The sequence below is a fragment of the Clostridium yunnanense genome, from assembly GCF_016595795.1.
In the GTDB taxonomy this organism is placed as follows: domain Bacteria; phylum Bacillota; class Clostridia; order Clostridiales; family Clostridiaceae; genus Clostridium_AR; species Clostridium_AR yunnanense.
Window position 1 is genome coordinate 249,815 of record NZ_JAENHN010000048.1, and the last position, 15,571, is coordinate 265,385.

The window sequence follows — 15,571 nt, forward strand, 5'->3', positions numbered from 1 at the left end:
ACTTCTTATTTATATTTTTTCATATATGTGATTATTCCATTATTAATTCAACCATAGATTTATACATTGGTGAAAGTTCTACAAATCTGATATTATCAAAAACAATAAATTAATTGTGCATATATTAACTACAATAAAAGAACCGTAGTTCTTTTATACATAAACTTTAATGCTTAAAGTCCATATACTTATAAACTACGGTTTTTCTAGTAAATTTATTCCTGTGGTACTAGCTCTGGAGTAAACTTTAATTCTCCTTCTTCTACGGTAACTTTCACTCTTTGACCTCTCTTTATATTACCTCTAAGCATTTCTTCACTTAATTTGTCCTCAACACTCTTGGTAATCACTCTTCTTAAAGGTCTTGCTCCATAGGTTACATCTTTTCCTTTTTCAACAAGAATCTTTCTGCTTTCTTCATCAAAATCTAAGTGAATATCTTGTTCGTCTAATCTTTCTGTAACTGAGTTTACCATTAGGTTTACTATTTGTAATAAGTCTTCCTCTTGTAACCCATGGAATACAATTGTATCATCTATTCTATTTAGGAATTCTGGTCTGAATGTCTTTCTAAGATCATCCATAACATTTTCCTTCATCTTTTCATATTCTGTTTCACTCTTATCTTCATCAAAACCAAAACCTATAGATTTTTGTTTTTTGATTGTATGAGCGCCTACATTAGATGTCATTATTATAATTGTGTTTTTAAAGTTAACAGTCTTTCCTTTTCCATCTGTAAGTCTTCCATCTTCAAGTATTTGAAGTAATATGTTGAATACATCTGGATGTGCCTTTTCTATTTCATCAAGTAGGATTACTGAATAAGGCCTTCTTCTTGCTGCCTCAGTAAGTTGACCGCCTTCCTCATATCCTACATATCCTGGAGGAGATCCAATAAGTCTTGATACTGAGTGCTTTTCCATATATTCAGACATATCTACTCTAACTATATTATCTTCATCACCAAACATAGCCTCTGCTAATGCTTTTGAAAGCTCTGTTTTTCCGACTCCAGTAGGTCCTAAGAAGATAAATGATCCTATAGGCCTATTAGGGTCTTTCAAGCCCACTCTAGCTCTTCTAACTGCTCTAGATACAGATTTAACTGCTTCATTTTGACCTACAACTCTCTTATGAAGTATTTCTTCTAGTTTTAACAGCTTTTCTGACTCTGTTTCTGTAAGTTTCTCTACAGGAACCTTAGTCCATTTTGAAACAACTGCTGCTATTTGCTGTTCGCCAACTATATGAGTTTTAGTACTACTTTGAGTAGTCCAGTTTGTTTTCATATGGTCAAGCTTCTCTCTTAATTTCTTTTCTCTATCTCTTAATTCAGCTGCTTTTTCAAAGTTCTGTACCGCTATGGCATCTTCTTTTTCCTTTGTAGCTTTCTCTATTTGTTCTTCCATTTCTTTTAAATCTGGAGGTGTAGTTAAGTTTTCGATTCTAACCTTAGCCGCTGCTTCATCTATTAAATCTATGGCTTTATCTGGCATATATCTATCTGTTATATATCTATCAGAAAGATTAACTGCAGCCTCTAGAGCTTCATCGGTTATCTTAACACCATGATGAGCTTCATACTTATCTCTAAGTCCTTTTAATATCTGCAAAGTTTCATCTTTAGAAGGTTCCCCAACATTTACTGGCTGGAATCTTCTCTCAAGAGCAGAATCTTTCTCAATGTATTTTCTATATTCATCTATAGTTGTAGCACCTATACATTGAATTTCTCCTCTTGCTAATGCTGGCTTTAATATATTAGATGCATCTATGGCTCCTTCTGCTCCACCAGCTCCAACAATTGTATGAATTTCATCTATGAATAAAAGTACATTACCTGAGGTTCTGATTTCTTCCATTACCTTTTTTAATCTATCTTCAAATTCACCTCTATATTTTGCACCAGCTATCATTGATGTTATATCCAAGGCAACTACCCTTTTATCTTTAAGTATCTCAGGTATATTTCCTTCAACTATCTTTTGAGCCAATCCTTCTGCTATAGCAGTCTTACCTACTCCAGGATCTCCTATTAAACAAGGGTTATTTTTTATTCTTCTACAAAGAATTTCTAAAACTCTTTGTGTTTCTTCATCTCTTCCTACTACAGGATCTAACTTTCCTTCAACAGCCATTTCAGTTAAATCTCTACCAAATTGATCTAAACTTGGCGTTTTATCAGTTCTTCTTCTCTGTGGGCTATCTGGCTGACCACCTTGTGATGCTGGCTTTCCATTAAAGCTGTTTATTATATCTGATCTAAGTTTTTCAAAGTTCACATTAAGATTATTTAGTATAGTATATGCTACACCTTCATTGTCAGCTAATAGGGCTAACAATATATGCTCTGGACTTATATAGTTATGTCCTAGATTTCTAGCCTCTACAAGACTATTATCCAAAAGTCTTTTTGTTCTTGGGGTTAGTGGAATTTCGCCAGAGAAATATTCTACTTCACCTTCACCAACATATTGTTGAATCAGTTTACCTACAGTTTCTACAGTAACACCGTAAGAGTTTAATAATTCTTTACTTTTACCTTCATCAGCTAATATACCTACAAGTATATGCTCTGTACCTATATAACCATGTTTATAATTTTTAGATTGCTCTCGAGCATTCATTAACACCTTCTGAGCTCTTTCTGTAAATCTACCAAATAACATGGTGTCACCTCCTAATTATTAATTTTTCTAAATGTCTCTCTAACCAATTTTCCTCGTTCTATATCTCTTTCTTTCTCTGTAAGCTTTCTGCCAACCTTAAGTTGAAGAGAAGCTGGCTGAATTAGTACCAGTAAACTGTTCAAAAGTTTTTTATCTATATCATCTATTATTGACATTTCTACGCCTAATCTTACATAAGACAAAAGTTCTAGGCATTCTTTTGAACTTAAAATTATTGCATTCTTTAGTATTCCAATTGACCTATATATTTTATCCAAAATTTCATATTCATAATTAGCTCTTAGATATTCTCTTGATTTTATTTCTTGAGCCGTTATTTGAGAAACGACAGCCTGAAGATTTGTAAGTATTTCTTCTTCAGAAATTCCTAAAGTTACTTGATTAGAAATTTGATATATATTACTATCTGCATTAGATCCTTCTCCATAAAGCCCTCTTATTGTCATTCCTACTTGAGCTAAGCCTTTTATTAGACCGTCTATTTCTTTATTCATAGTAAGTGCTGGAAGATGAATCATTACTGAAGCTCTCATTCCAGTGCCTATATTTGTAGGACACGCTGTTAAGTATCCAAGTCTCTCATCAAAAGCATAATCAAGATAGTTTTCAAGCATATCATCAAGTTTAGTAGCTTCATTATAGGCTTCTTTAATATCAAATCCTTTTGTTATACACTGAAGTCTTATATGATCTTCTTCATTTATCATTATGCTCATTGTTTCATCTTTATCAACTAAAAAGGCTGTTTTTTTATATAATTTCAATAGGTTAGGACTAATAAGATGCTTCTCAAAATAACTAGTTGATACATTTCCACCTATCTCCCAAAGCCTAACTGTTGTAAATCTGTCTCTTGTATTCTCATTTAGATAGAATGCACTCTCAATTCTGTCAACATTTTCTCGTCCTGCATTTTCATCAAGCTTATTAGTAAAAGGTATCTTTTTTAAATTTCTTGCAAGTCTTACTCTTGAACTTATAACTATTTCATCGTTAGCATTATCAAGTCCACTAATCCAGTTATTCATAAAGTATCCTCCTATTCTTCAATGGTTTCTTGAAGTGACTTTATTTCATCTCTAAGGACTGCAGCTTTTTCATACTCTTCACCCAAAATTGCGTGCTGAAGTTCTTCCTTCAACTTCAATAACTTTTTCTTCTCTACTAAACATTTACCTGCTTTTGTAGGAACTTTGCCTACATGTTCCACATCACCTTGAACTCTTTTTATTACAGGATTAATTGTATTCTGAAAGTTTTTATAACATTCACTACATCCTAAAAGTCCTGTTTTTTGGAATTCAGTATATGCCATTCCACAATTCTCACAAGTTACTTCTGCTTTCTGAGCATCCCTGGATGTTTTGTTTACATAATCCACAAGTCCACTCAAAAGGTTTTGGAAAGAGAACTCACCTAAATCTTCAAAAGGATTTAAAGGTATCTCCATGGATTCATTAGCACACTTATCACATAGATTTACTTCTTTCTTATCTCCATTTACAACCTTCACGATATGAACACTAGCTTCTTTTGAACCACATTTGTCACATAACATATCTCTTACCTCCCTTTACTTTAAGATAATAGAACCATAACTAATGATCTTAATATATCTGCTCTAACTTTATTTTTATTTTCTGTATTTTGAAGAGTTCTATCATTAATTGTAATTTTAATTAAAGCCAATTCACGTTTATTTATTATATCTAAATCATATAAGCTTTCTATTATTGCTACTCCGTTTTGATAGGTTAAACTATCTCCTATGCTAGAGCTTATTATTTCATAAATCTTATCTTTTGTATCATAAGTAATTTTCCTTATAAGTATGCAACCTCCACCGCCTCTTTTGCTTTCAATTAAATAACCCTTATCACAAGTAAATCTAGTTGTTAATACATAATTTATTTGTGATGGTGCACAAGAGAACTTGTCAGCTAGCTCATTTCTTTGTATTTGAAGCTCTTGATCACAGCTCTGCTCAAGTAAGTTCTTTATGAATTCTTCTATTATGTCGGACAATCTCGCCACCATATCACCACCTTACTTTGACTTTCTTTGACCTTAACTATATAATAATATTTTTTCAATATTGAATCAAGTAATAAATGTTATTAATTAACAAAGGTACTCACAGAAAATCAAAGTTATCTCGATCTAATTGAGTATAACAAACTCTTATGGTTATAATAGAAGTATAAAGAACAAATTTAAGGATGTGGATATATGGAAATAATTTGGCTAGGACATGCTTCGTTTTTATTGAAAAATTCTATTGGAAAAAGGTTATTATTAGATCCGTTTCCCAGTGACATAGGGTATTCAACCTATGAAGATAAAGTGGACTTAATAGTCATGAGTCATAAACATTTTGATCATTGCTATATATCTATAGCTAATTCCGAAACTAAATTAATAGATACGATAGGATATCATGAAAGCGACTTTTGCACCATGAAAGGCATACAAAGTTATCACGATAAAGAAAATGGATTAAAAAGAGGATCTAATATTATTTATATTATCGATATGGATGGTTTTAGAATATGTCATCTTGGGGATCTAGGTCACACACTTGATTTTGAAACATTATCACAGATAGGAAAGGTAGACGTACTTATGATACCTATAGGAGGAAATTTTACTATTGATGGCTCAGAAGCAGCTAAAGTTGCAACTTCTATTAACCCAACATATATTATTCCTATGCACTACAAAACTCCTCAGCTTACTTTTGAACTTGAAGGTCCAGAAAAGTTTTTGACTTCTATTAAAAATGTAAAAAAGGTTGATTCTTATGAGTTTATACCTAATAAAAATGAAAGTTCATCTAATAACGTTATACTTTTTAGTTCAATAAGATAATATTGTTATAAAAAAAAGACCACCTTACGGTGGCCTGTCCAATTTAAAACTAGTCTTGAACTGGTGCTCCTACTGGGCAAACATTAGCACAGTTTCCACAATCGATGCATGAACTTTCTTCTATATCGAATTGTGTATCTCCTTGACTTATAGCATTAACTGGGCATTCAGCAGCGCATGCTCCACAGCTTACGCAAGCATCTGTAATTTTATATGCCATAACAAACACCTCCTAAAAAAATGTGGTGTACAAACACCACATTCATTTTAACATGTTTTTTTTAATTTTAAAAGACTTTTGTTTTTAGTTCTACAATTTTACAAAACAATATACCCCAAATCTTCAATGGAAGTTATTATATCGTCAAGTTCAACAAAATAATTGTCATAAACAACATTAACTTCTCCCTTTTCCTTGCTTATCTCACAAGCAATTACTCCTTCATTACTTGAAATAGCCTTTTTAATCTTAATAATGTCATCTGATGTTTTCATGCTCGGAATTTTTATTGAAGATTTCATAGTTTACCTCCTTAATTACCACTAAACAAGTCCTTTATCATCTTTTTATCTATATCATCATCTAATTCTAACTTTATATCATGATCATCCACGGTACCTTCATACCCTCCTGATATAAGCTTAACAGTTTCAATCTTAAATTCTTCTACAAAATCTTCTTCACCTCTAAAGAGTTTAACCTTAACCTTCTCTTTAACTACTGAGTTAGAAATAACTTCACCTCTTCCAAGCTCAGTTTCAACAACTGAACCAATCTTAGGCAATCTCTTACGTATATCTTCATATGTGTTTTGTTCATAGTTAAGACAGCACATAAGTCTTCCGCATATTCCTGATATTTTTGTAGGATTAAGTGAAAGATTTTGTTCTTTAGCCATTTTTATTGAAACTGAAGCAAAATCCCCTAAAAATGTAGAGCAACACAATGATCTACCGCAAGGCCCTAGTCCCCCTATCATTTTAGCTTCATCTCTTACTCCAATTTGTCTAAGTTCTATTCTTGTTTTAAATATTGTTGCAAGGTCTTTTACTAGTTCTCTAAAATCTACTCTTCCATCTGCAGTGAAATAAAATATAACTTTATTATTATCAAATGTATATTCTACATCTATAAGTTTCATATTTAATTTATGTTCTGTTATCTTATCAAAACATACTTCAAAAGCATGCTTTTCTCTGCTCTTATTATCTTCATGTCTAGCTATATCATCAACATCAGCCACTCTTAGAACACTTTTCAAAGGTGCAACGATTTCACTTTCATCTATTTCTTTAGGTCCAATAACACACTCTCCAAACTCTATTCCTCTTGCTGTTTCAACTATAACGTTGTCATCTTTCTTTATTTCAATCTCATTTGGATTAAAATAATAAATCTTTCCTGCTTTTTTAAAACGAACTCCTACGACTTTGATCATATTAAACCTCCAGTAGGCTTATCATCATAACATTAAAGGTCATCTGAGCATTAGTATTACTCCTTAGATTTATCCTAGTTTCATCTATAACTCTAATTATTCCCCTTAACTTTTTATAAGCCATCATGTTTGATAAGTCTTTTATCTTATCTAGCTTATCTCTATTTATAATATACGTACTATCTTCTAGCTCTTTATATATAATTATATCCCTTACAAAGGATATTATAATCGAAAATATATCCTCTTCTTTATTATCATGCTTAGCTATAATAGTCTCATACTTTAGTATTATGTCTTCATTATGACTATTTATGTCCTTTAATAAATCCAATACTATATTTCTTAAATCTTCAAAACTACTATCTTCAATAAACTTTTCAACTTTTCCAGGTATTCCTTCACTGAAAGAAATTAAGGTTCTTTTCTTATCTTCATCTATATTAGAATACTTTTCTTCTATAAAAAGCTTTATTTCCGATTCCTTTAATGGAAATAACTTATGTACTTGGCATCTAGACTTTATTGTATCTAGAATTAATTCAGCACTTTCACATAAAATTATTATATATACTCCAGAAGGGGGTTCTTCAATTGTTTTAAGTAAAGCATTCTGTGCTTGAACAGTTAGCTTATTCCCCTCATATATAATAATTACTTTTTTATCTCCTTCATATGGCCTTTTATTCGTTTCAGTTATAATTTCTCTTACTTCATCTACTCCAAAGGAATTTTTAGTAGTTTTATAATTAACTATATCAATATATTCTTTAAAATCATCTTTTTTCATTATTTTAGCTGCAAATCTTTTAGCTAAAATACTCTTTCCGATTCCGTCTTCACCGATTATTAGATGAGCATGAGAGAGTGCATTTCTTTCTACACTATTATCAAATCTTGTTAATATTTCACTATGTCCTATAAAATTCATGCACTCTCCTCCTTTTATATTTTGACAAACTTATCAACGTCAACTACAAATACTGTCGCTCCTCCAACCTCAACTTCTACGGGGTATGGTATATAAACTCCTGTTGTTCCAGCCATAGGAGATGGGGAAGATACTACCTGTTTTCTTGTCTTGCAGATATCTTCTATTAGGTTAATAACTACATCAACTCTTTCTTTTTCAACACCTATCATTAATGTAGTATTTCCCGATTTTAAGAAACCGCCTGTTGTTGCAAGCTTAGTTACTCTAAACCCTTCATCTGTTATCCCGTCAATTAAGTCTAATGCATCATCATCCTGAACTATTGCAATAACTAACTTCATAATAACACCTCCCGCAAACTTTATTGAATATATTGTAAGCCTTTATTATTCTTTATTTTATCACATCTAATTAATTTTGAATACAATTAGTTAAATATATCCTTTTCTTTCGATAAAAGTAATAATCTCTTTAGCTACAGCTTCTTTCACTTCCTCTAAAGATTTAGAAGCATCTACAATTACAGTATTATGTTCGTATCTTTTGGCAAGTATATGATACGCCTCTACTACCTTTTCATGGAACTCGATACTCTCTAGATCTAATCTATTTACTTCTCTCTCATCATTTTTATGTATTCTATTTAGACCTTCTCTAGGATCTATATCAAACAATATAGTCAAATCTGGCATGTGCCCTTCAATGGCAAAGTTATTTATTTCCATAACATTATCCATTCCAAGTCCTCTAGCATAGCCTTGATATGCCAAGGAAGAAAATATAAATCTATCACATAGAACTATCTTACCCTTTTCTAGTGCAGGAATTACTTTCTCTACTAAATGTTGTCTTCTTGATGCCGCATAAAGCAAAGCTTCTGTTCTTCCATCCATCTCTACATTATCTTTATTAAGAATTATGCTTCTTATTTGTTCTGATATTGATATCCCACCTGGTTCTCTTGTAAATATGTATTCTATTTTGGAATCTCTAAATAAACCTTCAAGTTCCTTTATCACCGTAGTTTTGCCAGCACCTTCTGGCCCTTCAAATACTATAAATAACCCTTTTTTCATATGTCTCACTCTTTCTTGTTATATTCAGTTAAATTCTTTTATTTATTGTAGATAATTAATTTTCTTTTATAACCTTAATACTACCACTATTTATTCCTAACATAGTTATTCCATCATTGAGTGATTTTTTTATGACCTCAATATGTTCATATTCTATCTTTTCTCCCATTATGAGCATAGGAACTCCAGGCGGATATGGAATTATATTTTCTCCAACTGTCCTTCCTAGAGAAGATTCTAATGGTATTAATTCTTTCTCAAGGGCAAAAGCATCTGCAGGTATCAATTCTTGTATTGGCAATTTAGCTTCATATACAGACTTATCTCTATCTCTTATTGCTTCAATATCTAACATTTTAAGCACCTCTAAAAGACTAACAAAATCGTCTTCATTATTAAAAGGAGAAGTTAATAATACCACATTATTCTCTCCACTCATCTCAGCTTGGATTCTATTATCTCTTAATACATTTAAAAGCTTATGGCCACTTAATCCTTTACTTAGAAATAATACTAGTCTGCTATCATCAAATATAACACCTGGTTCATGTATATAACTCTTATCAAAAACTTTGATATATGAAAGATTGTTTATCTTGCTTTTTATCTTGTCCATTTTATCAAATAGATTATCATACGCTCTTTTACCTTCATATTCAAGAAAGGCTCTACTATAATCCAAAGAAGCCATAAACATGTATGATGGACTCGTACTTTGAAATACTCCAAAATAAAAATCAGCCTTTTCTATTAGCATTTTATTATTTATGTGTAAATAAGAAGTTTGAGTAAAGCTTGGCAAAGTTTTATGAGCACTCATTACTACCATATCCGCCCCAAATTCAACTGGATTTTTAGGCAATCTTTCATGAATTCCAAAATGTGCACCATGAGCACAATCAATTAGAACTTTTATATCCCTCTTCTTACACTGGTCGATTATGAACTCAATGTCGCATCCAATACCATAATAATTAGGATAAGTAAGAAAAATTCCTTTTATATCATTATTATCGGAAAGTAGTTTAATAAAGTATTCTCTATTTATAGATTCAGGAGCCTTAAGTATTGGGTTTATAGTATTCTCCATGTATATAGGTACTAATCTCCTCATAATAAGGCTATTCATTATGGATCTGTGGCAATTTCTTTCAACTAACACCTTGTCACCTTCATCAAAACATGTATAGCTCATTATTAAGTTTCCTGAAGTACTCCCATTAACTAAAAAGTATGACTTTTTACTACCATAGAGATTGCTAAGCATGTCTAAGGCCTCTTTTAATACTCCCTCCGGTTTATGAAGGTTGTCTAATCCATCTACTTCTGTTATATCAGCGGATAATATAAACTCTGCTAAATTTATATCCAAAGCATCACATTTAAATCCTCTGCCACTCTTATGCCCAGGCATAGAAAAAGGTACATTTTGTTTCTCTACATATTCCTTTAAAGCTTCTACTAAAGGAACTCTCTTCATAAGAACCTCCTATATTATAAATACTCACTTGTTTCATAATTATTTTTCAAAATATGGGGGGTCACGTTTTTCTTAATACAGCTCAAATAATACTTGTAAAAATCTGTATTGGATTTGCAACCAATTAGATTCATCTCACAATTACGACAAATCTTTTTACCGTTTATTATTATACCATTTTCATGAGTTTTTCCACATACTATACATTTATTTTTATATATATTATTCATATCTACTATTGCCTCCATACATTTACATATTATCTTAATTCTTAACTCATCTAATATATTTTATTCAATAATGGTTGCAATCTTAATTTGTCCACAATAAATATTTTCTTACAATAAGGATACACTATATTATACTGTTTATTTCGGAGGTAAAATTAATGAAAAAAGATATGGAATCTTATTTATCTTCTGAGAAGGAAAACTTAAGTGACCTATGCAAATTTTTATACAATAATCCTGAAGAAAGCTATTCGGAATATGAATGCTCAAGATATATTAGTACCTTTCTCTCTGAGAGAGGCTTCAATGTAACAAATAGTTTCTTAGGCTTAAATACTTCTTTTTGCGCTACAAAAGGATCAGGTTATCCTAAGATATGTTACGTCTGTGAATACGATGCTATTAAAGAGGATGGTCACATTACTGGCCACAATCTTCTTTCAACAATGTCTGTGGGTGCAGCTATAGCCCTAGGACATATAATTGAAAAAGGTTCTGGAACAGTAGTAATATTAGGATGTCCAGGCGAATACCTAGGTGGCACTAAATCAACTATGGTTCATCAAGGCTTTTTTGATGATATTGACGTGGTATTGGAGGCACATCCAGATATAGTTACTTGTGAAAGTGGAACATCGGCAGCAATAATCCCATTACAAATAAACTTTAGTTGTGTAAGTGGATTGAGATTCCTAAATGAATATACTTATTCTTGTCTAGATGCAGCGCTACTTACTCTTAATACAGTAAATGTGCTAATGAAAGGTTTTCTAGATAATGTTAAAATTGATTCAGTATTATCTAAAGGTGGAACTACTCCATCTCTTATGCCTAATGAAACAGAAATAAAATTTTATATAAGATCTAAAGATATGGATCTTGCCATGCTAGTAGAACAAAAGATTAAAGAAGTATGTTATTATATATCAAAACTTATGAGAGTTCAGAACTCTACTTCACTTTACGAACCACCAAGTGAGGAACTTCTTACCAACTTAACTTTAAATAGATTATTCAGTCATAACTTAAAAGAACAAGGTATAATTGATATTAAGCCTCCACGCAATATTAGGTCTGGTTTGAGCCTAGGAGTGGTAAGCCAAAAGACTCCTTGTATTCAATCATATATTTCTATAATTGAAAATGAGAATATACAATATGGAACCAAAGAATTTAGAGACTCTACTTTAACTGATCACGCTATTGAAATAGCAATTAAAACTGCTTTAGCTTTGGCATCAACAGGATATGATATAATCGAGAGCGAAGAACTTTTAGGAGAAATTAAAAGTGAATTTTATTCATTTAAAAAAGACTTAAAATAATTTCTATGTAATATGTAAATAAAACTTAATGATTACTAAACACGATATTTTCTTTATAAAGCTTATCGAAAAACTTAATAGGGTCACTAAGCTTATAATGCTTAGTGACCCTATTTTTAAACTACCAATATTTCTTTTTGTCGTATACCATGACATCCTAATTTATTTATCAAATCTCCACTTGGTTGAAAATAAAACTTTTTATATTTGTGAGCATCTTTATATATACAACAGTAAGTTTTAAGTCCAAAAATATTACATACATATAGCCTTGTACTACTTATAGGATATTTCTTAGGGGAGGATATTATTTTCCCTAAATAAACTATGTCGTTTATCTTAATATTCTCTAAGGTTATCTGCGCTGTAGGCTTAATTTTATGAATAATAAGCTTGTCAGCAACTATAGAATACTTGAAGTAAGTTCTACATCTTACTACTTGAAAGACTCCAAAGGCTATTGTTAATACTATTATAAATATATTAATAAATATGCTAACTTGCTGATTATAAATTACTACTGATTGATTATAATTTGATAAAACAATCATCAAACATAACACTATTATACTAATAACAATTGTGGAAGCTTTTTTTCTTTCTATTACTTCCTTATGCATCGTGCCCATATACTTGTTTCCCCCATTGTACAAGTTAATACTATAACATAGTGATTATACATCCATTTCTATTATTTATCCATTGCTTCTATCGCCAAATAATTGCTTAAAAAAAGCTTAAATCGTATTTTTTTTGTATTTAGCTCATTGTATCCTCTTATATAATCACTGTTACTCCAATTTACTAATGTATGCTATACTTATAGTATATATATAATAATTTATATTTAGTATATTACTTTTAAATGTTATAATTTTTATGAAATATTAATGGAGGTATTTTGTATGATTCAGATATATAAATCAGTAAGTGATGTTGACCCAACATTAAAGAACTTAGATAATATTGAACCTGGCTGCTGGATTAACTTGGTTGCCCCTTCAGATGAAGAGCTTCTTCTTATTTCTAAAAAGACCTCCGTGCCAATAGAATTTTTAAGGGCACCTTTAGATGATGAAGAAGCATCTCGTATTGATATAGAAGATACAAATATGCTTGTAATTGTTGATATACCTTTTACCGAAATGGAGGATAACTCTTTAACCTACGATACCTATCCACTTGGGATAATACATACTGAAAATGAACTTATTACTGTTTGTTTAAAAAATTCAAAAATATTAAGTGATTTTACTTATGGAAAAATTAAATCTTTTTTCTCATTTAAAAAATCGAGATTTATTCTACAAATCTTAAATAGAGTTTCTACATATTATCTTATATATCTAAGACAAATAGATAAGAAAAGCCTTATGATAGAAAAAAGACTCCATAAATCCATGAAAAATAGAGAATTAATACAACTTCATTCTCTAGAGAAATCTCTTGTATACTTTTCCACTTCACTTAAATCTAATGAAATAACTTTAGAAAAGATGCTTAAACTTGAAATAATGCAAAAGTATGAAGAAGATAAAGATGTATTAGAAGACGTAATCATTGAAAATAAGCAAGCTATTGAAATGACTGAAATATACAGTAACATACTAGCAAGTACTATGGACTTCTTTGCTTCAGTAATATCAAATAACTTAAATATAGTAATGAAAGGACTTGCTTCATTAACTATATTACTAGCTATTCCAACCATAATGGGTGGAATATATGGAATGAATATTAGGTTGCCCTTACAAGACAGTCCCTATGCATTTCACATAGTCATGGGAGTTACCATGGGTATAGCTCTTCTTGTTGCAGGATTGCTTTATAAAAAAGATATGTTTTCATAGTTTTATTTGCATTAAATACTATTTCAATATCAATTATGCATATTGATGAATACTATAATAATTGAGATTACTACACAAGAGGACTATATGGTCCTCTTATATTTTTATTTGGGAGGTGTTTATTATACTAGCTCATGGAATTAAGTTTGGAAAGACTATTGGAATTGTATCCCCTGCTGGTTGTGATGATCCAGAAATAATAAATAGAAAGATTTCTGATTTCAAGAACTTGGGATTCAACGTAAAAGTCGGTGATCACGTATTCGATAAGTATGGATACCTTGCAGGCGAAGATAAAGAAAGAGCTTATGATCTAATGAGTATGTTTATTGATGATGAAGTAGATGCTATTGTTTGTTTCAGAGGCGGATATGGAAGTGCTAGAATGCTACAATATATAGATTTGGACATTATAAAAAAACATCCTAAAATATTTTGTGGCTATAGTGATATAACCTTGATTCTAAATTATTTATATAAAAAATTAGGTCTTGTAACCTTTCATGGCCCAATGGTAAAATCAGATTTCTCAGATTATATCACTCGTAACAGTTTTTTTAATGCTATTATGGATAAATCCTGTAATTACAAAGTAGATTTAAATTCTTTTGACTCAGTGCAGGTTCATAATACTAAAAATATAAGTGGAAAGCTTGTAGGCGGAAACCTATCTATTATTTGTAGCAGTTTAGGAACTCCTTTCGAAATTGATACAAAGGATAAAATATTATTTCTAGAAGATGTGAATGAAAAGATTTATTCAATTGATAGAATGCTAACTCAACTTGATTTAGCTAATAAATTAAAATGCTGCAAAGGATTTATATTAGGCACTTTTACACCAAATGAAAATGATATGAAAGAAAATAATTTTACACTTGCCGAGCTTATCTCTCAAAAAATATTGCCATTAGGAAAACCTACTGTTACTAACTTGCCTTTCGGTCATGAATATCCAAATATAACTCTTCCAGTAGGTGGTGCTGTTAAAATAGATTTTGAATTAGGCTTAATAACTCCAGTTAAAGAATTTGTGTTATAAGTAATCCACAGAAATTAAAATAATCAACAATAGTTATCCACAAAAACTGTGTATTATTTTGATTTTTCTGTGACTAACTTTTGACTTTTCTGAATTTTATCGCAAAATAGTGGTTTTTTATATACTTATCCACAGTTATACCTATTTTTTTGTTCTACTGAACATTTTTTACAACTATACATTTATATATGTTATAAAAAATTCGCTGAAGCGACTTTCTTCAGTGATTTTTTTTGCAAATCTGACTTTCCTAATACATATGAGAAAAATCTGGTAGGCGACATATTTTTCTTTTTTTATTCTTTAACTTATATTATTTCTTAAGTTTATTCTCATAATTATCTACATATATCACTGGCTATACTAAAGAATAAAAACAAAAGTCTGTAAACAAAAAGTTTACAGACTTCATTTTTGGAGGCGCCACCCGGATTTGAACCGGGGCATAAAGGTTTTGCAGACCTTGACCTTACCGCTTGGCTATAGCGCCGAATTAATTTAAAATAAATGGTGGCCAGACCAGGAATCGAACCAGGGACACGAGGATTTTCAGTCCTCTGCTCTACCGACTGAGCTATCTAGCCACATTTACCTAGCGACCACTTACTCTCCCACACAGTCGCCCATGCAGTAC

The 15,571-nt window shown here is 30.9% G+C and carries 17 protein-coding genes and 2 tRNA genes; 4 read left to right on the forward strand and 15 right to left on the reverse strand.

Annotated features, from left to right (window positions below):
- Positions 1–215: 215 nt before the first annotated feature.
- Genes JHL18_RS18475 through JHL18_RS18490 form a run of 4 tightly spaced genes read right to left on the reverse strand, consistent with a single transcriptional unit; the run spans position 216 to position 4,727 of the window.
- Positions 216–2,672: an ATP-dependent Clp protease ATP-binding subunit gene (locus tag JHL18_RS18475; RefSeq protein ID WP_200271939.1), complete on the reverse strand. Its 2,457-nt coding sequence runs from the start codon at positions 2,670–2,672 to the stop codon at positions 216–218.
- Between the two features lie 11 nt (positions 2,673–2,683).
- Complete coding sequence (locus JHL18_RS18480; protein WP_200271940.1) at positions 2,684–3,721, reverse strand: protein arginine kinase; 1,038 nt, start codon at positions 3,719–3,721, stop codon at positions 2,684–2,686.
- Positions 3,722–3,732: 11 nt separating this feature from the next.
- Entirely contained in the window at positions 3,733–4,251 is a 519-nt protein-coding gene (locus JHL18_RS18485; RefSeq protein ID WP_200271942.1) for a UvrB/UvrC motif-containing protein, read from the reverse strand.
- Between the two features lie 20 nt (positions 4,252–4,271).
- Positions 4,272–4,727: a CtsR family transcriptional regulator gene (locus JHL18_RS18490; protein ID WP_200271944.1), complete on the reverse strand. Its 456-nt coding sequence runs from the start codon at positions 4,725–4,727 to the stop codon at positions 4,272–4,274.
- A 195-nt stretch (positions 4,728–4,922) separates the two neighbouring features.
- Here JHL18_RS18490 and JHL18_RS18495 point away from each other — a divergent pair, with 195 nt between their 5' ends.
- Positions 4,923–5,561, forward strand: a complete 639-nt coding sequence (locus JHL18_RS18495; protein WP_200271945.1) for an MBL fold metallo-hydrolase — start codon at positions 4,923–4,925, stop codon at positions 5,559–5,561.
- Positions 5,562–5,610: 49 nt separating this feature from the next.
- Here JHL18_RS18495 and JHL18_RS18500 read toward each other — a convergent pair whose 3' ends face one another.
- From JHL18_RS18500 to JHL18_RS18535, 8 genes are all read right to left on the reverse strand, one after another.
- A complete protein-coding gene (locus JHL18_RS18500; RefSeq protein ID WP_200271946.1) occupies positions 5,611–5,781 on the reverse strand; it encodes a DUF362 domain-containing protein in 171 nt (56 codons plus the stop codon).
- 98 nt (positions 5,782–5,879) lie between these two features.
- Positions 5,880–6,083 (reverse strand): heavy-metal-associated domain-containing protein, encoded by a 204-nt coding sequence (locus tag JHL18_RS18505; RefSeq protein WP_200271947.1) that lies wholly within the window; start codon positions 6,081–6,083, stop codon positions 5,880–5,882.
- Between the two features lie 11 nt (positions 6,084–6,094).
- Complete coding sequence (locus JHL18_RS18510; protein ID WP_200271948.1) at positions 6,095–7,000, reverse strand: PSP1 domain-containing protein; 906 nt, start codon at positions 6,998–7,000, stop codon at positions 6,095–6,097.
- Between the two features lies 1 nt (position 7,001).
- Positions 7,002–7,931, reverse strand: a complete 930-nt coding sequence (locus JHL18_RS18515) for a DNA polymerase III subunit delta' (RefSeq protein WP_200271949.1) — start codon at positions 7,929–7,931, stop codon at positions 7,002–7,004.
- 14 nt (positions 7,932–7,945) lie between these two features.
- Positions 7,946–8,275, reverse strand: coding sequence for a cyclic-di-AMP receptor (locus JHL18_RS18520; protein ID WP_183279257.1), 330 nt, complete (start codon positions 8,273–8,275; stop codon positions 7,946–7,948).
- A gap of 90 nt (positions 8,276–8,365) precedes the next feature.
- On the reverse strand, positions 8,366–9,010 hold the full coding sequence (gene tmk / locus JHL18_RS18525; RefSeq protein ID WP_200271951.1) for a dTMP kinase: 645 nt from the start codon (positions 9,008–9,010) through the stop codon (positions 8,366–8,368).
- Between the two features lie 55 nt (positions 9,011–9,065).
- Positions 9,066–10,490, reverse strand: coding sequence for an aminotransferase class I/II-fold pyridoxal phosphate-dependent enzyme (locus tag JHL18_RS18530; RefSeq protein WP_200271953.1), 1,425 nt, complete (start codon positions 10,488–10,490; stop codon positions 9,066–9,068).
- A gap of 14 nt (positions 10,491–10,504) precedes the next feature.
- Positions 10,505–10,738, reverse strand: a complete 234-nt coding sequence (locus tag JHL18_RS18535) for a sigma factor G inhibitor Gin (RefSeq protein ID WP_338025480.1) — start codon at positions 10,736–10,738, stop codon at positions 10,505–10,507.
- A 140-nt stretch (positions 10,739–10,878) separates the two neighbouring features.
- Between JHL18_RS18535 and JHL18_RS18540 the strand changes: the two genes are divergently transcribed.
- Complete coding sequence (locus tag JHL18_RS18540; protein WP_200271955.1) at positions 10,879–12,045, forward strand: zinc-binding metallopeptidase family protein; 1,167 nt, start codon at positions 10,879–10,881, stop codon at positions 12,043–12,045.
- A 116-nt stretch (positions 12,046–12,161) separates the two neighbouring features.
- Here the strand turns inward: JHL18_RS18540 and JHL18_RS18545 are convergent, their stop codons facing one another.
- Entirely contained in the window at positions 12,162–12,674 is a 513-nt protein-coding gene (locus JHL18_RS18545) for a hypothetical protein (protein WP_200271957.1), read from the reverse strand.
- 276 nt (positions 12,675–12,950) lie between these two features.
- Between JHL18_RS18545 and JHL18_RS18550 the strand changes: the two genes are divergently transcribed.
- Together JHL18_RS18550 and JHL18_RS18555 are read left to right on the forward strand one after the other, a co-directional pair.
- Positions 12,951–13,895: a magnesium transporter CorA family protein gene (locus JHL18_RS18550; RefSeq protein WP_200271959.1), complete on the forward strand. Its 945-nt coding sequence runs from the start codon at positions 12,951–12,953 to the stop codon at positions 13,893–13,895.
- Between the two features lie 115 nt (positions 13,896–14,010).
- Positions 14,011–14,937: a S66 peptidase family protein gene (locus tag JHL18_RS18555; protein WP_338025481.1), complete on the forward strand. Its 927-nt coding sequence runs from the start codon at positions 14,011–14,013 to the stop codon at positions 14,935–14,937.
- A gap of 415 nt (positions 14,938–15,352) precedes the next feature.
- Here JHL18_RS18555 and JHL18_RS18560 read toward each other — a convergent pair.
- Together JHL18_RS18560 and JHL18_RS18565 are read right to left on the reverse strand one after the other, a co-directional pair.
- Positions 15,353–15,427: transfer RNA gene (locus JHL18_RS18560), tRNA-Cys, on the reverse strand.
- A gap of 18 nt (positions 15,428–15,445) precedes the next feature.
- Positions 15,446–15,521 (reverse strand) — tRNA-Phe (locus JHL18_RS18565).
- Positions 15,522–15,571: the final 50 nt, after the last annotated feature.

Bases quoted from the DNA above. Each gene is read 5' to 3' on its own strand.
- JHL18_RS18475 (WP_200271939.1), bottom strand. From the start codon at position 2,672: ATGTTATTTGGTAGATTTACAGAAAGAGCTCAGAAGGTGTTAATGAAT.
- JHL18_RS18480 (WP_200271940.1), bottom strand. From the start codon at position 3,721: ATGAATAACTGGATTAGTGGACTTGATAATGCTAACGATGAAATAGTT.
- JHL18_RS18485 (WP_200271942.1), bottom strand. From the start codon at position 4,251: ATGTTATGTGACAAATGTGGTTCAAAAGAAGCTAGTGTTCATATCGTG.
- JHL18_RS18495 (WP_200271945.1), top strand. From the start codon at position 4,923: ATGGAAATAATTTGGCTAGGACATGCTTCGTTTTTATTGAAAAATTCT.
- JHL18_RS18500 (WP_200271946.1), bottom strand. From the start codon at position 5,781: ATGGCATATAAAATTACAGATGCTTGCGTAAGCTGTGGAGCATGCGCT.
- JHL18_RS18505 (WP_200271947.1), bottom strand. From the start codon at position 6,083: ATGAAATCTTCAATAAAAATTCCGAGCATGAAAACATCAGATGACATT.
- JHL18_RS18510 (WP_200271948.1), bottom strand. From the start codon at position 7,000: ATGATCAAAGTCGTAGGAGTTCGTTTTAAAAAAGCAGGAAAGATTTAT.
- JHL18_RS18515 (WP_200271949.1), bottom strand. From the start codon at position 7,931: ATGAATTTTATAGGACATAGTGAAATATTAACAAGATTTGATAATAGT.
- JHL18_RS18520 (WP_183279257.1), bottom strand. From the start codon at position 8,275: ATGAAGTTAGTTATTGCAATAGTTCAGGATGATGATGCATTAGACTTA.
- tmk (WP_200271951.1), bottom strand. From the start codon at position 9,010: ATGAAAAAAGGGTTATTTATAGTATTTGAAGGGCCAGAAGGTGCTGGC.
- JHL18_RS18530 (WP_200271953.1), bottom strand. From the start codon at position 10,490: ATGAAGAGAGTTCCTTTAGTAGAAGCTTTAAAGGAATATGTAGAGAAA.
- JHL18_RS18535 (WP_338025480.1), bottom strand. From the start codon at position 10,738: ATGGAGGCAATAGTAGATATGAATAATATATATAAAAATAAATGTATA.
- JHL18_RS18540 (WP_200271955.1), top strand. From the start codon at position 10,879: ATGAAAAAAGATATGGAATCTTATTTATCTTCTGAGAAGGAAAACTTA.
- JHL18_RS18545 (WP_200271957.1), bottom strand. From the start codon at position 12,674: ATGGGCACGATGCATAAGGAAGTAATAGAAAGAAAAAAAGCTTCCACA.
- JHL18_RS18550 (WP_200271959.1), top strand. From the start codon at position 12,951: ATGATTCAGATATATAAATCAGTAAGTGATGTTGACCCAACATTAAAG.